This is a genomic window from Microbispora sp. H10949, assembly GCF_014161435.1.
GTDB classification, from domain to species: Bacteria; Actinomycetota; Actinomycetes; order Streptosporangiales; family Streptosporangiaceae; genus Microbispora; species Microbispora triticiradicis.
The window spans coordinates 324,677-345,652 of record NZ_JABBWZ010000010.1 but is presented as its reverse complement, the minus strand read 5'-3'; the positions used below and the strand labels follow the sequence as shown (position 1 = coordinate 345,652).

Here is a 20,976-nt window from a genome sequence, read left to right as displayed (position 1 = left end):
CCAACTGCGGCTGATGCACATGCACCAACCCCTCCGCCGCCATGTCCGCGATCACCACACGAACCACACCCAGCGGAATCCGCAGCAACGCCGACACCTCCGCCACCGACCGCACCTGACGGCACAGCGTGCTGATCGCCTGGCGCTCCGGGGTGAGCGTGGAAAGGTCCTGGTGCATCGAGGTGGCGGAGGACACGAGTGCCTCCATCGCCAGCTGGAGGCGTGGCGTCGTCCGTCCTCCCGTCACCGCGTAGGGCCGGACGAGGGAGCTCTGCTCCGTCGGCGCCGGCCTCGGGACGGGGGTCGCACCGCCGTACTGCCGGTGGGCGTCGGCCACCGGCGGGTAGGGCTCGTTGTTCCAGCCGCCGCCTGCCACAACGTCCTCCTGACGTTCTTGTTGTCACTCCGGAATCCCGGTGGCCACCCCGTGCGCCCCGCTCCCGGGGCGCGTTTCCCGATCTGTCCTCCGCCGCGGTTCTCAGCTCACGGAACGGCGGGTCACCTCGGGTGGGACGACTGCAGCTCGGCCCGGACCGCGGGGGTCAGCACCTGCCCCGCACGCTCCACCAGCAACGTCATCTGATAGGCCACCAGACCGAGATCGGAGTCCGCCGCAGCCAGCACCGCCAGACACGACCCGTCACTGATCGACATGATCAGCAACAAACCCCGCTGCATCTCCACCACGGTCTGCGTGACGGGGCCGCCCTCGAACACCCGGGACGCCCCCTGCGTCAGACTGATCAACCCCGCGGCCACCGCCGCCAGCTGATCCGCCCGATCCTTGGGAAATCCGTCCGAGAACGCCAGAGGCAACCCGTCGGCCGACACCACCACGGTGTGCGCCACACCGGGCACGTTGTTCACGAAGTCCGTGATCAACCAGTTGATGCCGCGTGCGGCCTGACTCATCTCCCTCATCAGTCCTCCTTCTCACTGTCCTGGGCATCAGGCATGCCCAGGGACGCCGCCCCGGGGTATCCCTGGTCCTCTCCGGCCTCCCCGCGCGCGACCGCACGGCCCTGCCGTACGCCCTGCTGGAAGCTGGAGAGCCTGCTGCGCACCCGCTCGGGCGAGAGCACGGGCGGGGGTGGCGGCGGGGTGGCCGCCGCCGCGGGGGCGGGTTCCGCGGAGGGCGCGGGAGCGTTGGCAGAACCCGGCACGAGGTTGGCCTTGGGCACCCGCTTGGGCAGACCCGACGAGGTGACCCCGCCGAGGGCCGGCTCGCTGGCCGCCTGGGCCGCCTGCCAGCCGACGTCGGCCGGGGACGACCAGGCCCTGCTCTCCGCGCCGTCTTCGGCGGAGTCGTCCTTCTCCTCCGGGCCGTCGGCCTTCTTGAACCAGTCCGACTCGACCGCGGCGAAGATGGGGAGGTACTCCTCCTCCGACTCCAGCGGCGAGCTGCGCACCACCGGAAGCGGGCCGGTGTTGTCCTCGCCTTCGAAGGAACCGCGTCCGGCCCACCCGGGCCAGCCCGCGCCGCCCTCCTCCTGCCCTCCCGGCCAGGAGGCGCTCCCCGGCGGCGGCAGGTGGCCGGGCCAGGGCGTGTCGACGGGCGCCTCACCCACGCGGCCGCGGTTGAAGGGGTTGGTGTCGAAGGGACTGGACTCGAACGAGCCCGCGTCGAACGCGCCCGAGTCGAACGGGCGTGACTCGAACGCGCGTGAGTCGAAGGGTCCGGAGTCGAAGGTCGTGGTCTCGAACGGGTCCCGCTCGGCCGGCGTCTTCTCGAACGGCGTCCTGTCGGCGAAGCCCCTGTCGGGGGCCTCCTTGTCGAGGGGCGTCTTGTCGAAGGCCGCCCGGTCGAAGGGGCCGGACTCGAACGGGCTGCGGGCGAACGGGTCGGGCTGGCCGAACCCCCCACTGTCGAAGGGGTTGCGGGCGAAGGGATCCGGCTCCGCGGGGCGCTCGAAGCCGCCCGATTCGAAGGGGTTGCGGGCGAAGGGGTCGTTGCCCGCGTTCCGCTGCGGCGGCTCGAACGGATTGCGCGAGAACGGGTCGGGGTCGAAACCGGTCGTCTCGCGCGGGAAGGTCTCGAAGGGCCCGCGCTCGAAGGAGGCGGCGGCCGGGGCGCCGACCCCCGGCGCGTCCGCGCCGAACACGGGGGTGCGCGGCGGGTTGTCGAACGAGGTCGGGCTGGCGAGGGCCGGCGCGCCGAACGCGGGCTCGCCGAACGCGGGGGCGCCGAACTGCGGCCCGGTCCCGACGGCCGGCATCGGGCTGGTCAGCTCCGGCTGGGGCATGCCCGGCACTCCCGGGAAGGCCGGGCCGGCGTGGGCCAGCAGCGACTCGGGCAGCAGCACCATGGCCGTCAGGCCGCCGCTGTCCTGCTGGCGCAACTGCACCCGGACGCCGTGGCGCAGCGCGAGGCGGCCGACCACGAACAGGCCCATCCGTCGGGACACCGACACGTCCACCACCGGCGGGTTCGCCAGGCGGTAGTTCGTCTCCGCCAGTTCCTCGGGCGTCATGCCGATGCCGAGGTCGCTCACGGAGATGATCAGACCGCCGCCGTCGATGCGGTTGCTCGACACGGTGACCTTGGTGTCGCGCGGCGAGAAGGAGATGGCGTTCTCGACCAGCTCGGCCACCAGGTGGACGACGTCGTTGACCGCCTGGCCGACGATGGACGCGCCGGGCTGCACCTGGATGTCGACGCGCTCGTAGTTCTCGACCTCCGACAGGGAGGCGCGGACGATGTCGACGATGGGCACCGGCTGGCCCCAGCGGCGCGCGGCCTCCTGCCCGGCGAGGACCAGCAGGTTCTCACTGTTACGGCGCATGCGGGTGGCCAGGTGGTCGAGCTTGAACAGGTTGCCCAGCCGGTCCTCGTCCTGCTCGCCCTGCTCCAGTCCCTCGATCAGGGACAGCTGGCGTTCCACCAGGGTCTGCGTGCGCCGCGAAAGGTTCACGAACATCGCGTTGACGTTGCTGCGCAGGCGCGCCTCGTCGCCCGCGAGGCGGATGGCCTCACGGTGGACCTCGTCGAAGGCCCGGGCCACCTCACCGATCTCGTCGCGGCCGACCACGCCGATCGGGACGATGGCCGGCGCCTGGGCGTTGTCACCGGCCTCCCGCAGCTTCTGGACGGTGTCGGGCAGGCGCTGCCCGGCGACCTCCAGGGCCTCGCTGCGCAGTCGTCGCAGCGGGCGTACGAGCGAGCGGGCGACGCCGGCGGTGACGAGCAGCACCGCGATCAGCAGGAGGGCGACGGCGACGGCGATGACGACGGCCCGCTGCTGCTCGTCGTCCTTGAGCGACTGGGCGCGGGCCACGATCGCCGACGTCAGCTTGGCCTCGACGGTGCGCATCCGGTTGATCGGCTGCGAGATCGCGTCGAACCACAGACGGGTGTCGTCGCGCACGGACTGGTCGAGGCCTCTGAGGTCGAAGCCCGAGTTGGCCCGGTCGAGCACGAGCGTCCGGAGGAACTCCGCCTGGTCGACCCTGCCGCCGGAGACCGTGTTGTCGTAGTCGGTCCGTTCCTCCGGCGTGGCGCTCTTGCGGAACGCGCGCAGCTCGCTCTCCTGGGCGGACATCGCGCCGAGGAAACTCTGGAGCTGGGCCTGCTCGAACCGGCCGGAGGTCAGCACCGTGGACAGCAGGCCGCGCTGCTGGGAGGCGCTCTCCTTCGCGCGGGCGAGTGCGGCCAGGGTGACCGACATGGAGCCGAGCCGGTCGTCGACCGTGCCCTTGGCCAGTTCGTCCTGCAGGGCCAGCAGGTTGTCGATGACGAGGGTGTACTGGTCGAGCACGGCCCGCGGCTGCAGGTTCCCCTCCGCGGCCTGGCCGCGCAGCGACTCCACGCCGTCGAGCTTGCCGAGGATGTGCTCGATCTCGGCGGAGGCCCGGTCGCTCACGCCGGACCTGATCTCGTTCGCCAGGTCGCGTACGGCGGTGGCCGCCTTGTTCGTGAGGATGGTCTGCGCCTTGACGGCGGCGGCCGCCTTGGCCGGGCGGCCGATCGTGGCGTTCCACGCGGCCCGGTCCCGCTCGGCCTGCAGTTCGTGGGTGAGGTTCGCGACGCGGTCCACCAGCCGGGCCAGCTGGCTCGTCTGCTGGTACTGCGCCGCCGTGGCCACCGAGGTCACGATGCGGAACCCGCCGAGCACCAGTGCGGCCAGCGTGGGTATGAGGATCAGCGCCACCAGCCGGGAACGCACCCGCCAGTTACGCAGGAGGAAACGGCTTCCCTCGTCGGGCTCCTGCTCAGCCGGAACCCCGGTCCCGGGGCTCTCATCGGTCCGGGGGTCTAGTGTCCTCACAGGCTTCGCAACCTCTCGCCGTATGTGCGCGCAGGGGGAGTGTCTCGTCACGGATGTGGTCGGCGTGACACGGGAGACGTCCTGCAGGCGAGGGTAATTGCAGCACACCGACACCAGGGAGGCCAACCGAACACCCGTGCACAAACAACCTATACAGGCACGGAGATGATGTTATTTGATTAAATATCGGGTCGTCATCATTACCGGATTCTGCCCTTCCGGCTAGGTCACCATCTCACGAAACCACAGGCAGAAGGCTGGGAATCCGGTGACGCGGGCGGCCCGGACGGGCGCGGCCGCGGCCGGACGCCACGAAGGGCGGCACCCCGGGGGTACCGCCCTCGCCGCCCTCTCCCCGAGGGCTCACGGGACCGCGCTCAGTACGTCCTGCCGTACGCGGCCCGCACCGTGAGCACGTACTCGACCAGGCTGATGAGCGTGGACTTGACGGCGTCCCGCGACCTGGCGTCCGTACGGACGACCGGAACCTGCGGGGGCAGGGACAGCGCCTCGCGGACCTCGTCCTCCGAGTGGAGGAACTGCCCCTCCCAGCCGTTCATCGCGACGAGGAACGGAAGCTGGGCCTCCTCGAAGTAGTCGATGGCCGGGAAACAGTCGGCGAGCCTGCGGCTGTCCACGAGCACGACCGCCCCGATGGCACCGCGGACGAGGTCGTCCCACATGAACCAGAAGCGGTGCTGCCCCGGAGTGCCGAACAGATAGAGAATGAGGTCCTGGTCGAGCGAGAGCCGGCCGAAGTCCATCGCGACCGTCGTGGTCGTCTTGTTCGGCGTGAGCCCCAGGTCGTCGATGCCGGCGCTGGCGTCGGTCATCACGGCCTCGGTCGTCAGCGGAAGGATCTCGGAGACGGCACCGACGAAGGTCGTCTTCCCGACGCCGAACCCACCCGCCACGACGATCTTCGTCGAGGTAAGACCACGACTAGAGCCTGCGTAGTCCACTGAGCACCCTTTCGAGCAGGTTGAGGTCTGGCTGTCCCTGGTTGAGCTGCGGCATGTGCAGGCGGACCAGACCCTCGTCGGCCATGTCGGCGATGAGCACACGGGCCACGCCGAGCGGGACCCGGAGCAGCGCCGAGATCTCCGCGACCGATCGTACGGTACGACACAGCATCATGATCGATTCCTGCTCCGGACCGAGCAGGGAATAGTCATTGCTCTTCAAGGCCACCGATGATACGAGCGTTTCCATCGCCAGGTGATAACGCGGCTCGGCTCGCCCACCGGTGACGGCGTACGGACGGAACAGAGGTTCGTCCTCTGTCCCGTCACGATCGCGCATGCCTCACTCCCATGGTCATCGCCGCGATGTCTGCAGCTCGGCGCGCAGCGCCGGGGTGAGCACCTGTCCGGCCCGTTCCACGAGCAGGGTCATCTGGTAGGCCACCAGACCCATGTCGCAGTCCGGGGAGGCCAGCACGGCCAGGCAGGAGCCGTCGCTGATCGCCATGACCAGCAGCAGGCCGCGCTGCATCTCGACCACGGTCTGGGTGACCGAGCCTCCCTCGAACACCCGCGAGGCGCCGACGGTGAGGCTGAGCAGGCCGGCGGCGACCGCCGCGAGCTGGTCGGCTCGGTCAGGGGGGAAGCCGTCCGATTGGGCCAGCCGCAGGCCGTCCGACGAGACCACCACCGCGTGCGCCACCCCAGGGGTGGTGCCGACGAAGTCGGTGATCAGCCAGTCGAACCTGCGTGCTTCCACGCTCAGCTCAGTCACGAGCCCTCCTCCTCTTTACCCGACCCTTCGGTGAGGCCGCCGGCCGCTTGGGCCCGGCCCCGCCGCACACCCTGCTGGAAGCTGGAGAGGCGGTTGCGCACCGCCTCGGCCGAGACCGGCGGACGCGGAGGCGCGGCGCTCTCCGTGCCGACCGAGCCGGGCACCAGGTTGGCCTTCGGCATGCGCTTGGGCAGTCCGGCGGCGGTGACGCCGCCGAGCGACGGGTCGCGCACGCTCGCCGCGGCCTGGAAACCGCTGTCGGCCCGCGACCGCCACAAGCCGGTGTCGCCGGCCTGCTCGGCGGCGTTCGCCCGTCCGTCCGCCGGCCCGTCCATCGGCCGGGGGGCCGGTGCCGGGGCCGCGGCGGCCCGGGGGGTTCTCGCGATCTCTCCTGTGGTCTCCGCCGCGGTCTCCCCGTCCGCGGGCGGGACCGCGGTGGGACCGGTGTCGGAAGGACGGCGGAACCAGGCCGACTCGACCGAGGCGAAGATCGGCAGGAACTCGTCGCCGCGCTCCAGCGGCGAGTCCTCCGCCTCCGGCAGCGGACCGGTCGCCGACGCGAGGTCCCCTGCGCCGCCGGCCCGCGCCCTGGCGGGCGGCGGAGGGAAGGCGGTCGGCCCGGTGTCTCCCGGCGATCTCGTGCCTCCCGGCACCGGAGTGAAAGCGCTCACCCCCGTGCTTTCCCGAGTGAAGGCGCTCGGACCCGTGCTCTGCGGTGACGGCGAGAACGCGTTCGGCCCGGTGCTCTGCGGTGACGGGGGGAAAGCGTTCGGCCCGGTGCTCTGGGGCGAGGACGGGAACGCGTTCTCACCCGTGCTCTGGGGTGACGGCGGGAACGCGTTCGGCCCGGTGCTGTAAGCAGAGGGTGCGAGCGCGTTCTCACCCGTGCTCTGCGGCGGCTGCGGGAAGGCGTTCGGCCCGGTCGTGCCGGCCGGGGTGGCCGCGTCCCGCCGCGGGAGCGGGGTCGGCCCGGTGGGCAGCGACGGCCAGGAGGATTCGGACCGGCCGGGCGCGGGCTCCTCATCGAGCGGCGTGCCGAACGCCGGGGGCCACGACGCGCCCGCCTGCCCGCCGAAGGCCGGGCGGGGGGAGTCCGCGTCCGGAGACCCTCCCGGTGCTCCGGGCATCGGCTGCGGACCCGAGTTCCCCGTGTACGTGTTACCGGTGGCCGTGTTTCCGGCGTATGGGGTCTCGGCCGGCGGCGCCTCGGCGGGACCCGGCGCGCCGTAAGGGTTCTCGGGCGGCGCGGGCGCCTCCCTGACCGGAGCGCCGAACGCGGAGAAGCCGCCCGAGCCGTTTCCGCCGGACCCGGCGACGCCGGCCACCGGGGGACGGCGCGATCCCACGCCGCCGGCCGCGCCGTTGCCGGGGTTCCACGGCTCGAACGGGCCCGCTCCCGGCGCCTGGCCGGTGGGGTTGGGCTCGGCGAACGCCTGCCGGGCCGGCAGCCCCGCCGCGGTCTGCCCGACCGGGACCGACGGACGCGGCATTACGGGCTGGTCGGCGTTGGAGATGAGCTGCGCGGGGAACAGCACCATCGCGATGATGCCCGCGCCGTCACCCCGGCGCAGCTGCACCCGGATGCCGTGACGCAGCGCGAGGCGGCCGACCACGAACAGGCCCATCCGGCGGGACACCGACACGTCGATCGTGGGCGGCTCGGCGAGGCGGCGGTTGATCTCCGCCAGTTCCTCGGCGGACATGCCGATTCCGGCGTCGGTGACCCCGAGCATCACGGCCCCGCCCTCGACCGGACTGCTGGAGACCACGACCTTGGTGTTGCGCGGCGAGAAGGCGATGGCGTTCTCGACGAGCTCGGCCAGGAGGTGGACGACGTCGTTGGCGGCGTGCCCGGCCAGGGCGATGCTGCGGGGAATCCGGACGACGACCCGTTCGTAGTCCTCGACCTCCGACAGCGAGGCGCGGACCACGTCGACCAGCCGGGCGGGCTGGCTGCGCTTGCGCGGCGGCTCGTGGCCGGCGAGCACCAGGAGGTTCTCACTGTTGCGGCGCATGCGGGTGGCGAGGTGGTCCAGCTTGAACAGGTCGGCGAGGCGCCGGCCGTCCTCCTCGCCCCGCTCCAGGCCGTCGATCAGTGAGATCTGACGCTCCACCAGCGTCTGGGTGCGGCGCGAGAGGTTCACGAACATCGAGTTGACGTTGGCCCGCAGGCGCGACTCCTCGGCGGCCAGCCGTACGGCCTGCAGGTGGACCTCGTCGAATGCCTGGGCGACCTCGCCGATCTCGTCGGTGCTGCCGACCGCGATCGGCTGCACCTGCGACTCCCGGTCGGGGTCGTCCGACTCGCGCATCCGCCGCACGATCTCGGGCAGCCTGCGTCCGGCGATGTCGAGCGCCTCCACCCGCAGGCGGCGCAGCGGCCGGACCATCGAGCGCGCGATGAGCGCCGTGGTGGCCAGCACGAGGACGAGGAGGGCGAGGATCAGGGCCCCGGCGATGAGGGCGTTGCGCTGCTCGGCCGACTGCAGGTCGCGGGTCCGGTCCTGCACCAGCGACGACACGCGGCCCTCGACGGCCGCCATCTGCTCGATGGTCTTGGTACTGTCCTGGAACCACCGCTGGGCCGTGTTGTCCCTGCTGCGGTAACGGCTGAGCGACTGGTTCTGCAGGCCCAGCCTGAGCGCCCACGACTTGGTCAGCTCGCCGTTCACGACGCCCGGATCGGCGAAGAGGGTCACCAGGCGGGTCGCCTCGGCCTGCGGGGCCTCCGAGTAGAACGTCGCGAGGTAGCTCGCCTGGCGCGACTGGGCGGCCAGGAAGTCCTGCAGCTCGAAGGTGGTGAAGGTCTGGTTGCGCTCCATGAACTCGCGGGTGAGGGCGGCCCGCTGCAGGGCCACCTCCTCCTTGGCGTGGGCGAGACCGCCCAGGGCGCGGACGTCGCCCACGATCTCGGGGGCGCCGTCGCTCGTGCCCAGCTCGTCGTGCAGGCGCAGGATGTTGGCGATCAGCGCGCTGTAGTCCTCCGGCGCGCCGTTGGCGCGGATGCCGGCGAGGCTGGCGAAACGGCTCGTGAGCTGCTGGGCCTGCTCCCCCGCCCGCGCGCCGTAGTCCGCGTCGACGTTCTTGAGGTCGGCCCTCACCTGCTGCACCAGGGGATCCACCACCGCGCGCTGCTCGGCGCGGGTCAGCTCGGTCTGGCCGTCGATGTCGAACTTGCGCCTGCTGTTGCCTCCCCAGATGAACAGGTCGCGTTCGAGGGCGAGCTGTTCGGCCAGGTCCCGCAGGTGCACCGAGTACTCCGCCGCCGACCTGGTCCGCTGGTAGGCGGTCAGGCTGTCCATCGAGCTCACGACGCGGAGGCCGGCGAGGAGCACGGCCACGAGCGTCGGAGCGAGGATCAGCGCGGTCAGGCGTGTGGGAACCCTCCAGTTGCGCGGTGAGAACGGGCTCCTCCGCCTGCGGTTATCGGTATTCGACTGCTTCATGCTCACCGGCCCCGCCATCGTTCGGCCTGCCTTCACGCGTCTGGACAGCATGAAGTGACACAGCTATATAAGCGGGGACAATTCGACCACAAGGTCATCAAGGCGGGCGGCCCTACCCCTGCCGCAGCGCCCCAATTGTTACCAAGAGGTGAGGATCGTGACCCTTATCACCTAAGGGCCGCGAGGACGTGCTCACGTACCTGGATCCGCTGCTGTTCGTCCACAATGGGGCGGCCCGTACGATCCGCCACATAGAAGACATCCACCGCTTCTGCGCCCAGAGTCTCCACACGCGCGGCCCGTACGTCAAGTCCGCACTCGCCGAAGGCACGGCCGATACGCCACAGCAGACCAGGCCTGTCGTGCGCTCTCACCTCCACCACACTCGCCGTGTTGGACGCGTCGTCAAGTAGTGTGACGCGCGGCGGCGCCACCGGCACCCGGGAAGGGCGCATGGACCTCGCCCGCCGGGCCAGGCGCTGCTCGATGTCGAGCCGCCCGGCCAGGACGAGGCGCAGGTCGGCCTCCAGCGTCGCCGGATCCGGCGGCGAGCCGTACTCGGGGACGACGACGAACTCGATGACGGCGGTCGACCCGGCGGACGCGGCGGAGGCGGCGCGCACCGCCATCCGGTGCGCCGCGAGCACCCCGGCCGCCCGCCACAGCAGGCCCGGCCGGTCGGGCGCGACCACGGTGACCGCGCTGCCGTTGACCCGCACCGCTCCGCCGCCGTGCCGGGCGAGCGCCGCCTGCTCGGCCGACAACGCGGGCGCCGGCGCCGGCGGGGTGCCGGACAGCACCGACCTCACCCGCCTGACCAGGTCGGAGACCAGGGACGCCTTCCAGGAGTTCCACGCGGCCGGGCCGGTCGCGGTGCCGTCGGCCACGGCGAGCGCGGCCAGCAGTTCGAGGACCTCCCGGGAGCCGATCGCCTCGGCCACCCGGGAGATGGTCACCGGGTCGTCGAGGTCCCGCCGGGTGGCGGTCTCGGGCAGCAGCAGGTGATGCCGCACCACTGTGGCGAGGATCTCCACGTCCGCCTGCGGCAGGCCCATCCGGGTGCCGATGTCCCGGGCGACGATCTCACCGGTGGTCGAGTGGTCGCCCGGCCAGCCCTTGCCGATGTCGTGCAGCAGTGCCGAGATCAGCAGCAGGTCCGGGCGGGACACCTCGCGGGTGAACGCGGCGGCTCCGGCCGCGGTCTCGATGAGGTGCCGGTCCACGGTGTACCGGTGGACCGGGTTGCGCTGGGGACGGTGCCGCACGCGCTCCCAGTCGGGGATCAGCTTGACGAGCACGCCGGCCTGGTCGAGCTCCTCCCAGACCGGTACGGCGGCGCGGCCCGCGCCGAGCAGCGCCACCAGCGCGCCGCGGGCCTCCGGGGGCCACGGCACGGGCAGCGGAGGCGACTGGGCGGCGAGCGCGTTGACCGTCGCCGGCGCCATCGGCAGCCCCGCCTCGGCGGCGGCCGCCGCGGCCCGCAGCACGAGCGTGGGGTCGGAGCGCGGGGTGACGCCGCGGGCCAGCACGACCTCGCCGCCGTGTTCGACGACGCCGTCCGCGAGCGGCCGCCGTCCGCGCGGCGCGGGACCGGTCAGCAGCCGGTCGACGGTGCGCCAGGTGGCGTCGAACGCGTGGGAGATGGTGCGGCCGGCCTCCGCCAGGCGGCGCATCAGCGCCTCGGCGTCGAGCATGCCCAGCGTCCCGGCGACCGCGTCCTGCTCCTGGAGCACCAGGCGGTCGGTTCCCCGGGCGGTGACCAGGTGCAGCCCGTGCCTGATGTCCAGCAGCAGTTCGTACGCCTCGCGGACGCGGGGGCCGGGAGCCGAGGCCACCCAGGCGGCGGCCACGGCCTGCATCGCCTGCACGTCACGCAGGCCGCCCCTGGCGTCCTTGAGGTCGGGTTCGAGGAGGAAGGCCAGCTCGCCGCCGGTCTCGGCGCGTTTGTCCGCGGACGCCCGCAGCTCGGCCAGCCTGCGCCGGGAGTCGGCCCGCCACTCCACGAGCACCGCCTCCCGGGCGGACCGGGTCAGTTCGGGATCGCCCACCACGTGCCGCGCCTGGATCAGCCCGAGCACGGCCTTGAGGTCCTCCCTCGCGACCTTCACCGCCTCGTCCACGGTGCGGACGGAGTGGTCGAGACCGATCCCCGAGTCCCAGATGGGGTACCAGATGCGGTCGGCGATCCTCGCCACGTCGTCGCGGCCGTTGTGGAGCAGGACGAGGTCCAGGTCGCTGCCGGGGGCGAGTTCGCCCCGGCCCAGGCTGCCCACCGCGACCAGGGCCACGCCGCTGATCCCGGTGGGAGCGGCGGGGCCTCGCTCGTCGGGGAGGCCGCCCTTCCCTCCCGATCCCTCCTCCCGCGCGTACGGCCGGGTGGCCGCCGTGCGGAACAGATCGGTGAGCCATCTGTCGATGTCCGCGGCCCGGTCCTTGCGGGTCGCGGCGAACGAGCGCGCCTCCCCTCTCATCATCCGGTTACAGCGCCTCCGGTCCGCGCTCCCCGGTGCGGACCCGGATGACCGTGTCCACGGGAACCGACCAGACCTTGCCGTCGCCGATCTTCCCGGTCTGCGCCGCCTTGACGATGACGTCGATGACGTCCTCGGCGTCGTCCTCCTCGGCCAGGACCTCGACCCGGACCTTGGGCACGAGGTCGACCTGGTACTCGGCGCCCCGGTAGACCTCGGTGTGGCCACGCTGGCGGCCGTAGCCGCTGGCCTCCGAGACCGTCATTCCCTTGATGCCGAACTGCTCCAGGGCGGCCTTCACGTCGTCCAGTTTGAACGGCTTGATGACTGCGGTGATGAGTTTCATGCGTCGACCTTCTTCGCCTGTGCCGCGGAAACGGGCCCGTTGACGGAGGCCACTCCCGAGGAGTGGACGGTGCCGAGGTCGTACCCGGTCTCGGCGTGGGTGGTGATGTCGATGCCGGTGACCTCGTCCTCCTGCTCGATCCGGAAGCCCATCGTCTTGTCGATGATCTTCCCGATCACATAGGCCATGATGAAGGAGTAGAGGCCCACCGCGACAGGGCCGAGCGCCTGGACGCCGAGCTGCGAGATCGGGCCGCCGTAGATGAGGCCCTGGTTCTGGCCGTCGGCGAAGGGGTAGCGGGCGATGAGACCGAGGGAGACCGCGCCGATCGCGCCGCCGACCAGGTGGACGCCGACCACGTCGAGCGAGTCGTCGAAGCCGAAGCGGTACTTCAGGCCCACGGCGTACGCGCAGACCGCGCCGGCCAGGAGGCCGAGCACGAGCGCCGCCCACGGGTCGACGAAACCACAGGCGGGGGTGATGGCGACCAGGCCGGCGACGGCGCCGGAGGCGACGCCGAGGGTGGTGGAGTGGCCGTCGCGCAGCTTCTCCACGAGGATCCAGGCGCCGGCCGCGGCGGCCGTGGCGACCTGGGTGTTCATGAACGCGAGACCGGCGGTGCCGTCGACGGCGAGCTCGGAGCCCGCGTTGAAGCCGAACCAGCCGAACCACAGCAGGCCCACACCGAGCAGGACCAGGGTGAGGTTGTGCGGGCGCATGGGGTCCTTGCGCCAGCCGGTCCGCTTGCCGAGCACGAACGCGAGCGCGAGGCCCGCGGCTCCGGCGTTCACGTGGACGACGGTGCCGCCCGCGAAGTCCTCGATACCGAGACCGGCCAGCCAGCCGCCGCCCCAGACCCAGTGCGCGACCGGGAAGTAGACCAGCGTCGCCCAGGCGATGCCGAAGACCACCCACGCGCCGAACTTGGCCCGGTCGGCGATGGCGCCGCTGATGAGGGCGACGGTGATGATCGCGAAGGTGAGCTGGAAGGCCGAGAACACCAGGTTCGGCATGCCGGTGCCGTCGTCCTTGGTGGCCGTGTCGATGAGGCTCTGCAGACCCAGGGCGTCCCCGCCGCCGATGAGCTTGTTGATGACGTTGTCCCCGTCACCGAAGGCGTCAAAGGCCAGCGAGTGGCCGTACAGGACCCAGGTCAGGGTGACGGTGATGATGCTGACGAACGACATCATCATCATGTTCAGGACGCTCTTCGCCCTGGTCATGCCCCCGTAGAAGAACGCGAGCCCGGGCGTCATCAACAGCACCAGTGCGGTTGCTGTGATCATCCAGGCGGTGGTACCGGTATCGATCTTCACCGACGCGGCCCTCCTTACATTTGGCGTGTGGCCGGTTATCACTCCCTCAGTGGCGTCGTCCCGGGCTTCCTCGGCCGGCTGGCTCACTGACGTTGGCGAAAGCGTGTTCTTCCGCCGTTTCAGCTCATGACCATGCGTGTTTCACATGTGTGAAACTCGCCCATCCCGTGTTTCGGCCAAGTTTCGGACGTGCTGAGAACGACAAAACGCGCACCCCTGGGGGTGCGCGTCGTCGTGGGCGGCACGCCGGCCGCCACGGGTGCCGCCGGGGTTCAACCAGCCGCTTCAGGGGCCGCCCGGGCCACCCGCCGGGTGAACCCCGGTACGGCCGGGTCGTCAGGCGGCGCTGGCCATCTTCCGCAGCCGCGTCAGCGCGTCGCGCTCGATGCGCCGGGCGCGGTCACGGCCGATGCCGTAACGCTCCCCCACCTCGGTGAGGGTGTGCTCGCGGCCGTCCACCAGGCCGTACCGCCAGCGGAGCATGTCGCGGATCTGGCCCTCCAGGCCGGTCAGCCACTGCTCCAGGCGCTCCTTCTCCAGCGTGGCCATGGCCTGCTGCTCAGGGTCGGCCCAGGTCTCGTCGGCGATCATGTCGCCCAGCTCCGTCTCGTCCTCGTCGCCCACCCCGAGCTGGAGCGAGACGGGGTCGGACGCCCAGCGGCGCAGCTCCTGCACGCGCTCGATCGGCAGGTCGAGCACCTCGGCGAGGTCGGCGTCGGTCGGCTCGGCGTCGAACTCGGCCAGCATGTCCCTGCGGACCCGCATGAGCCGGGTCATCTGCTCGCCCGCGTGGGTGGGCAGCCGCACCGGCCGCGCCTGCTCGTGGATGGAACGGCCGACCGACTGCCGGATCCACCAGGTGGCGTAGGTCGAGAACTTGTACCCCCGGCGGTAGTCGAACTTCTCCACCGCCCGGACCAGCCCGAGGTTGCCCTCCTGAACCAGGTCGATCAGGGGCATCCCCCGCCCCGAGTACTTCCTCGCCACGGCGACCACCAGACGCAGATTGGCCTGGATGAACTCGTCCTTCGCCCGCCGCCCCGAAACGGCGAGGCGCTCGAGCTCCTCGTCGGTCGCGTCCGCGATCTTAGGCTCGGCCCTCCCGCCGTCGAGCAACTGCTCGGCGAACAACCCCGCCTCGATCCGCTTGGCGAGCTCGACCTCCTGGTCCGCGGTCAGCAACGGAACGCGGCCGATCTCGGCCAGATACGTCCCCAGCAGATCCCGGTCAGCGATCTGCTGCTCCTGCGTCCGATTCCCCGTCGCCATACGATGGCACCTCGTTCCGCCGCCACGATATGCAATATGTGAGCCGGTGACCGGACACGTCCGCCCCGTTCGGCGTGGCCCCCGGCTTCCTGCTCCTGACCCGGTCAACGGCCGGTCCATGGCAAAGATTCCCCAAATGAATACGACCGGGGAATGGTTTCCAGTTCCTCCCCAAGGAGGATGCGGGGCCGGGAAAAAAGCCGTTTACCCAGGTGTCCCGGGTCTAAACAAGGCGGCGTCCCCCTCGCCACACCTGTGCCACCAGCGGCACGCCGGGCCGGTACGCCAGGTGGACGTACGAGGGCGCCTCCAGGATGACGAGGTCCGCGCGGCCGCCCACGCACAGGGTGCCGACGTCGGTGCGCCGCAGCGCCCGCGCGCCCCCGCGGGTGGCCGCCCGTACGGCCTCCAGCGGCGTCATGCCCATCTCCCGGACGGCCAGGGCGATGCAGAACGGCATCGACGTGGTGAACGACGACCCCGGGTTGCAGTCGGTGGCCAGCGCCACGGCGACCCCCGCGTCGATCAGCCGCCGCGCGTCGGGGTACGGCGACCTGGTGGAGAACTCCGCTCCCGGCAGCAGCGTGGCGACCACCCCGGAGGACGCGAGCGCGTCCACGTCGGCGTCGCCGAGGAAGGTGCAGTGGTCGGCCGACGCCGCCCCCATCTCACAGGCCAGCCGCACGCCCGGCCCCTCCCCCAGCTGGTTGGCGTGCACCCTGACCTGGAGCCCGGCCTCGCGGCCCGCCGCGAGCACCCGCCTCGCGTGCCCCTCGCCGAACGCGCCGCGCTCGCAGAACACGTCCACCCACCTGGCGTACGGCGCGCACGCCTCCAGCATCGGGCCGGTCACCAGCTCGACGTACTCGTCGGCGGTGGTCTCCGGCGGGACGACGTGCGCGCCCAGGAACGTGGTCTCCTCGGTGAACTGCCGGGCGATCTCCAGGCTGCGCCGCTCGTCCTCGACGGTGAGGCCGTACCCGCTCTTTATCTCGAAGGTCGTCGTGCCCTGCATCGTCATCTCCGAGACCAGCAGCGCGGTCGTGGAGACGAGCTCGGGGATGGTGGCCGCCCGGGTCGCGGCGACGGTGGCGCGGATTCCGCCCGCCGTGTAGGGCCGGCCCGCCATCCGCGCGGCGAACTCCGCGGTGCGGTCGCCCGCGAACACCAGATGGGCGTGGCTGTCGACGAACCCCGGGATGACGGCGCGTCCCTCGACGCCGACCCGCTCGTCGGCGGGCGGGGCGCCGGCCGTGGGCCCGATCCAGCGGACCACCCCCTTCTCCGCGACCAGCGCGGCGTCCCGGATCTCCTCTCGTTCGGGATCTCCCGTGAACAGCAGTCCGATCTCGGTGAACACCGTGGAAGTCGCGTCGCTCGGCCACACGTCTCCTGATCCTCGCCAGGCCGCGCGCCGCGCAAACCCGCCGGGCCCGCCTGGAATCCCCTATTCGGGGCCGAGCACGGCGCCCGCGCGCCCCGGGCCGGCCGCGGCGCCGGTCAGGGGACGAGCGGGGCGAGCGCCTCGCGCAGCAGCGCGCCCGCGTCGCCGAGGACGTGCCGCCCGTCCGTCACGACGCGCCGCCCGCCGGACACCACCGAGTGCACGTCGGCGGCCGTCGCCGCGAAGACCACCGACGCCGCCGCCGACGCCCTCGTCGCCCCCGCCGTGCGGACCGAGTCGAGCCGTACGGAGACGAGGTCGGCCCACGCGCCGGGCACCAGGCACCCCGCGTCGGGGAAGCCCAGGGACGCCTGCCCGGCGGCGGTCGCGGCGTGCAGGAGGTCGGCGGGCGGCCAGTGGCCGCGCTCCCCCGTGACCAGCCGCTCGTCCAGCTCCACCGCCCGCGCCTCCTCGAACAGGTCGATGACCGCCTGGCTGTCGCTGCCCAGCGTGACGGGCGAGCCGGCGTCCAGGAGCCGGCGGGCGGGGCCCACGCCGTCGGCGAGGTCCCGCTCGGTGGTGGGGCACATGCACACGTGGCTGGTCGAACCGCCCAGCAGCGCCACGTCCACGTCGGACAGGTGGGTGGCGTGCACCGCGGTCGAGCGCGGCCCGAGCGCGCCGTGGTCGTGCAGCACCTGCACCGGTGTCGCCGCGTACGCCTCCACGCACGCCTCGTTCTCGGCCCGCTGCTCGGACACGTGGACGTGCAGCGGGCCGGTGTGCCGGTGGGCGAAGTCGACGACGACGTGCATCTGCTCGGGGGGCACCGCGCGCACGGAGTGGATGGCCGCGCCGATCTCCACGTCCCGCGCGCCCTCGTGCGCCCGCGCCAGGGCGTCGGCCCTGGCCGCCCAGCGCTCGGCGTCCCCGTCGCCGAACCGCACCTGGGCACCGGTGAGCGCGTCGCCGATGCCGCCGGTCAGGTAACAGGCGTCCAGCAGGGCGATGCGCAGACCGGCCCGCCTGGCCGCCTCGACCAGCGCCTCGCCCATCGCGTTCGGGTCCGCGTACGGCGTGCCCCCGGGGCCGTGGTGCAGGTAGTGGAACTCGGCCACGGCGGTGATCCCGGCGAGCGCCATCTCCGCGTACGTCGCGGTGGCCAGCGCGAGGTAGCGGTCCGGGTCGAGCGTCTCGGCGACCGCGTACATCCGCTCCCGCCAGCTCCAGAAGTCGCCCCGGCCCGTCTGGGTGTGGCCGCGCAGGGCACGGTGGAAGGCGTGCGAGTGACAGTTGGCCAGGCCGGGCAGGGTCAGCCCGGCCAGCCGCTCGGCTCCCGGCGGAGGCGGCACACCCGGCCGGACGTCCCCGATGCGGGAGCCCTCGATCGCCACCGCGACGCTCTCCACGACCTCGCCGGGCGGCAGCCACGCCATCTCGCACCAGTAAGTCACGTGCACCGGTCCTCCAGCTGGGCGGCGTGGCTGGCGCCACGGCCGGTCCGACGGGCCGTCAGCGGGTCGGTCCCGCCGCAGGCCGCACGGTGATCTCGGTGACATGCGCGTCCGGGGTGGCCGTCACCGCGGTCAGCACGGCGCGCGCCACCGACTCCGCCTCCAGATACCTTCCCGGCTCGTACGGCTCACCCTCCTGCTCGCGCACGTCCCTTTGCATGTCCGTGGCCACCCGGCCGGGGAAGATCGAGGTGACCCGCACGCCGTTCGCGTGTTCCTCCTCGCGCAGCACGTCGCCGTACGCGCGGAGGGCGAACTTGCTCGCGGCGTAGGAGCCCCAGTTGGGGTTGGCCCGTTGCCCCGCGCCGGAGTTGATCAGCACGACGTGCCCCCGGGCCGCCCGGAGGGCGGGCAGCAGCAGCCGGGTCAGCTCGGCGACCGCGACGACGTTGACCTCCAACGTCCGGCGCCACACCTCGGCCGGCGTGTCGGCGAGGTGGCCGAGCCTGACGATCCCCGCGCTGTGCACCAGCAGGTCGAGCCGTTCCACCCCCTCCACCTCGGCGGGGGTCAGGTCGGTGAGCTCCACCGCCCAGGGACGGGACCCGGGCAGCTCGTGGCACATCGCGTCGAGCGCCGTGCCGTCCCGGCCGCCGAGCAGCAGGTCGTACGTGGGGGCGAGGGCGCGGGCGATCGCCGCACCGATACCGCGCGAGGCGCCGGTGATCAAAGCCGTGGGTCGCATGGAGCACTACCTTAGGTCGCCACGCCGGGTCGCCGCCGTCCCGCCCCGCGCACGCCGGCCCGGCCCGCGTTTCCGGTGGATCGCGCTGGAACGTGGCGGGACGCCCCGGCCCACTGACCGGGGCGTCCCGCCTCCGGCCCGGCCGCCGGGCGCGCCCGCACGCGCGTTGCCCCCGGCGTCCGGGGCGGTGGTGAAGGAGAGGTAACGCACCTCCTGCCTTCCCGGCTCCCGGTCGAAAGAAGCTGTGGTCAGGTGTAAGGGCTGCTCACGGTTCCCCATCGCCCGTCCGATCGCCCATCCGATCGCCCGTCCGGCGGCCCGTCGGCGCGGGCCCGCCGGTCGCCGGTCAGGTCGCCACGAGGAACTGCGTGGCGGCGAGCTCCCGGTAGAGCGCGTCGGCCGCGACGAGCTCGTCGTGGGTGCCCCAGGCCCGCACACGCCCGGCCTCCATCACCACGATCCGGTCGGCTCCGGTCACCGTGGACAGGCGGTGGGCGATCACCAGGACCGTCGTCTCCCGCGCCACCTCCGCCACGACCTCCCGCAGGCGCAACTCGTTGACGGCGTCGAGCTGGGACGTCGCCTCGTCGAGCAGCAGCAGCCTCGGCCGGCGCAGCAGCGCCCTGGCGATGGCCACCCGCTGCCGCTCCCCGCCCGACAGCAGGACCCCGCGGTGGCCGACCGGCGTATCCAGCCCCTCGGGCAGCCGCTCGACCAGGTCGTCGAGGCGGGTGCGGGCCAGGGCGCGGGCGATCTCCTCGCCGGTCGCCTCCGGCGCGCCGAAGACCAGGTTCTCCCGCAGCGTCCCGGCGAGAACGGGGGCGTCCTGCTCGACATACCCGAGCATGGCCCGCAGCTCGCCGAGCGGCCAGTCGCGGATGTCGCGCCCGCCGACCGCGACGGTGCCCTCGCCGGCCTCGTAGAACCGCTCGATGAGGCCGAACACCGTCGACTTGCCCGCGCCTGAGGGGCCGACCAGCGCGGTCATGCCGCCCGCCGGCACCTCGAAGGTCACGCCGTGGTGCACGACCGGCCGGTCCTCGTCGTACCGGAAGACGACGTCCGTGAACGTGACCCCGACGGGCGCGCCGCCCGCCGCCGGGGCGGGCGCGGCGACCGGCTCCGCGGGCAGCAGGGCGATCTCCTGGATGCGGGTGACCGCGGCCAGGCCGTTCTGCATCTGGGTGAGGCTCTGGATGATCTGCCCGATCGGGGAGACCAGGTAGAACAGGTACATGAGGAACGCGATCAGCGCGGAGATCTCCATCTCCCCCGACGCGACCCGGGCGCCGCCCACTCCCAGCACCGCGAGGAAGGCGAGCTGGATGGACGTCCACGCGCCGACCCCGGCCAGCGACGTCCACCCGGCGGCGGCCACCCCGCGGTCGCGCGCCTCGGTGGCCGCCGCGGTCACCACCGCGGTCTCGCGGGCCTCCGCGCCGCTGGCCTTGACCGTACGGAACGCCTGAAGCGCCCGGTCGAGCATCGAGCCCATCTCGCCCAGCGCCTCCTGGGCCCGCAGCGAGGCCCGCCGGATGCGCGGGGCGATCACCACGCCCATGACCGCGACCAGGGCGACGACGGCCAGGGTGACCCCGAGCAGCAGGCCGTCCATGATCGCCATCATCACCGCCGCGCCGAGGAACGTGAACGCGCCTCCGACCAGCGACGCCAGCGCGTCCGTGCAGACTGCCCGCAGCAGGGTGGTGTCGGAGCCGACGCGCGACAGCAGGTCGCCGGGGCTGAGCCGGTCCACCTCGGGCACCCTGAGCCGCAGGATGCGGTCCACCAGGGTCCGGCGCGAGGCGAGCACGATGGTCTCGCCCATGCGTTCGAGGAGGAAGCGCCCCGCCGCCGCGACCAGCGCGCCCGCCATGACCGCGGCCGAGAGGCCGAGCACCGGCCCGGTCATCGTGCCGCCCGCGCCGAACGCGTCGATCACCCGCTTGGCCATGAGCGGCATCGCGAGCCCGGCGAGGCTGCCGGCGAGGCTGAGCAGGCCGCCCAGCAGGAGCGTCCGCCGATGAGGCCGGACCTGGTCGAGCAGCACCCGCCAGGCGGCCCGGTCCCCCAGTGACGCCTTGCGTGGCGGAGCGGGTGAACCGTCGTCGTCGCCGTCCGTCGCCACCGCAATCTCCTCCGCGAGAGCCCACCGTGCGATCTTCCGGGGACCCTAACGCACCGGAAAGGCCGGTGCGCGCGGAGATTCCGCGTCTCTGGCCGGCGCACCCGGCGGCCCGTGACCTCGGGCCGCGCCGGCGAGCGACCCCTCAGCCTCCTACGCCGTAGAGCAGCCGGATGTCCCTGATGGTGTCCATGATCTCGTACCAGGTGAGGCACAGGGAGGCCTCGGCCTCCTCGGTGCGCGCCTCGGCGGCCATCAGGCGGTCGCCGGTGAGCAACGCCGCCTCCTGTTTGAGTTGCGCCGCCATTTTCCGGAACACGAATCGCCCGCGAGACTCCATGCCGACCCTCCCGCCCCCCGCCAGCTTGTACATAAGCTGAAATACCCACAGAATCCGACGAAATTCTTTTCGTCGGAT

16 protein-coding genes are annotated in these 20,976 nt (G+C 72.3%); all 16 read right to left on the bottom strand.

What is annotated here, in order from left to right:
* The coding region (locus tag HHX40_RS26645) for a DUF742 domain-containing protein (protein WP_182876609.1) at nt 1–376 on the bottom strand (376 nt) is incomplete at its 3' end.
* Between the two features lie 122 nt (nt 377–498).
* Complete coding sequence (locus HHX40_RS26640; protein ID WP_204288658.1) at nt 499–912, bottom strand: roadblock/LC7 domain-containing protein; 414 nt, start codon at nt 910–912, stop codon at nt 499–501.
* Between the two features lie 8 nt (nt 913–920).
* Nucleotides 921–4,265: a nitrate- and nitrite sensing domain-containing protein gene (locus HHX40_RS37170; RefSeq protein WP_310738297.1), complete on the bottom strand. Its 3,345-nt coding sequence runs from the start codon at nt 4,263–4,265 to the stop codon at nt 921–923.
* Between the two features lie 377 nt (nt 4,266–4,642).
* Nucleotides 4,643–5,227 (bottom strand): GTP-binding protein, encoded by a 585-nt coding sequence (locus HHX40_RS26630; protein WP_182882759.1) that lies wholly within the window; start codon nt 5,225–5,227, stop codon nt 4,643–4,645.
* Nucleotides 5,208–5,567, bottom strand: coding sequence for a DUF742 domain-containing protein (locus HHX40_RS26625; RefSeq protein WP_111699516.1), 360 nt, complete (start codon nt 5,565–5,567; stop codon nt 5,208–5,210). The genes HHX40_RS26630 and HHX40_RS26625 overlap by 20 nt, the downstream gene beginning before the upstream one ends.
* 15 nt (nt 5,568–5,582) lie before the next feature.
* Nucleotides 5,583–6,002: a roadblock/LC7 domain-containing protein gene (locus HHX40_RS26620; RefSeq protein ID WP_111699517.1), complete on the bottom strand. Its 420-nt coding sequence runs from the start codon at nt 6,000–6,002 to the stop codon at nt 5,583–5,585.
* A complete protein-coding gene (locus tag HHX40_RS26615; RefSeq protein ID WP_259403971.1) occupies nt 5,999–9,448 on the bottom strand; it encodes a nitrate- and nitrite sensing domain-containing protein in 3,450 nt (1,149 codons plus the stop codon). The genes HHX40_RS26620 and HHX40_RS26615 overlap by 4 nt, the downstream gene beginning before the upstream one ends.
* Nucleotides 9,449–9,615: 167 nt before the next feature.
* On the bottom strand, nt 9,616–11,922 hold the full coding sequence (locus HHX40_RS26610; protein ID WP_244460385.1) for a [protein-PII] uridylyltransferase: 2,307 nt from the start codon (nt 11,920–11,922) through the stop codon (nt 9,616–9,618).
* Nucleotides 11,923–11,926: 4 nt separating this feature from the next.
* Complete coding sequence (locus HHX40_RS26605; protein ID WP_111699519.1) at nt 11,927–12,265, bottom strand: P-II family nitrogen regulator; 339 nt, start codon at nt 12,263–12,265, stop codon at nt 11,927–11,929.
* The gene (locus HHX40_RS26600; RefSeq protein WP_220499591.1) at nt 12,262–13,551 is read right to left on the bottom strand and encodes an ammonium transporter; all 1,290 of its coding nucleotides are present in this window, start codon (nt 13,549–13,551) and stop codon (nt 12,262–12,264) included. Before HHX40_RS26600 ends, HHX40_RS26605 begins: the two co-directional genes overlap by 4 nt.
* A 366-nt stretch (nt 13,552–13,917) precedes the next feature.
* The gene (locus HHX40_RS26595; RefSeq protein ID WP_111699521.1) at nt 13,918–14,850 is read right to left on the bottom strand and encodes a sigma-70 family RNA polymerase sigma factor; all 933 of its coding nucleotides are present in this window, start codon (nt 14,848–14,850) and stop codon (nt 13,918–13,920) included.
* Between the two features lie 223 nt (nt 14,851–15,073).
* Nucleotides 15,074–16,210 carry an imidazolonepropionase gene (hutI, locus tag HHX40_RS26590; RefSeq protein ID WP_310738296.1) on the bottom strand — a complete coding sequence of 379 codons (1,137 nt, stop codon included), beginning with the start codon at nt 16,208–16,210 and terminating at the stop codon, nt 15,074–15,076.
* A gap of 140 nt (nt 16,211–16,350) precedes the next feature.
* The gene (locus tag HHX40_RS26585) at nt 16,351–17,694 is read right to left on the bottom strand and encodes a formimidoylglutamate deiminase (RefSeq protein ID WP_310738294.1); all 1,344 of its coding nucleotides are present in this window, start codon (nt 17,692–17,694) and stop codon (nt 16,351–16,353) included.
* A 52-nt stretch (nt 17,695–17,746) separates the two neighbouring features.
* Nucleotides 17,747–18,433, bottom strand: a complete 687-nt coding sequence (locus tag HHX40_RS26580) for an SDR family oxidoreductase (protein ID WP_182882755.1) — start codon at nt 18,431–18,433, stop codon at nt 17,747–17,749.
* 346 nt (nt 18,434–18,779) lie between these two features.
* Nucleotides 18,780–20,561, bottom strand: coding sequence for an ABC transporter ATP-binding protein (locus HHX40_RS26575; protein WP_310738293.1), 1,782 nt, complete (start codon nt 20,559–20,561; stop codon nt 18,780–18,782).
* 142 nt (nt 20,562–20,703) lie between these two features.
* Nucleotides 20,704–20,865, bottom strand: coding sequence for a hypothetical protein (locus tag HHX40_RS26570; protein WP_165900921.1), 162 nt, complete (start codon nt 20,863–20,865; stop codon nt 20,704–20,706).
* Between the last annotated feature and the right edge of the window lie 111 nt (nt 20,866–20,976).

Coding starts and splice junctions, on each gene's coding strand:
- HHX40_RS26640 (WP_204288658.1), bottom strand. CDS start 912: ATGAGTCAGGCCGCACGCGGCATCAACTGGTTGATCACGGACTTCGTG.
- HHX40_RS26625 (WP_111699516.1), bottom strand. CDS start 5,567: ATGCGCGATCGTGACGGGACAGAGGACGAACCTCTGTTCCGTCCGTAC.
- HHX40_RS26615 (WP_259403971.1), bottom strand. CDS start 9,448: ATGAAGCAGTCGAATACCGATAACCGCAGGCGGAGGAGCCCGTTCTCA.
- HHX40_RS26610 (WP_244460385.1), bottom strand. CDS start 11,922: ATGATGAGAGGGGAGGCGCGCTCGTTCGCCGCGACCCGCAAGGACCGG.
- HHX40_RS26605 (WP_111699519.1), bottom strand. CDS start 12,265: ATGAAACTCATCACCGCAGTCATCAAGCCGTTCAAACTGGACGACGTG.
- HHX40_RS26600 (WP_220499591.1), bottom strand. CDS start 13,551: ATGATCACAGCAACCGCACTGGTGCTGTTGATGACGCCCGGGCTCGCG.
- HHX40_RS26595 (WP_111699521.1), bottom strand. CDS start 14,850: ATGGCGACGGGGAATCGGACGCAGGAGCAGCAGATCGCTGACCGGGAT.
- HHX40_RS26580 (WP_182882755.1), bottom strand. CDS start 18,433: ATGCGACCCACGGCTTTGATCACCGGCGCCTCGCGCGGTATCGGTGCG.
- HHX40_RS26570 (WP_165900921.1), bottom strand. CDS start 20,865: ATGGCGGCGCAACTCAAACAGGAGGCGGCGTTGCTCACCGGCGACCGC.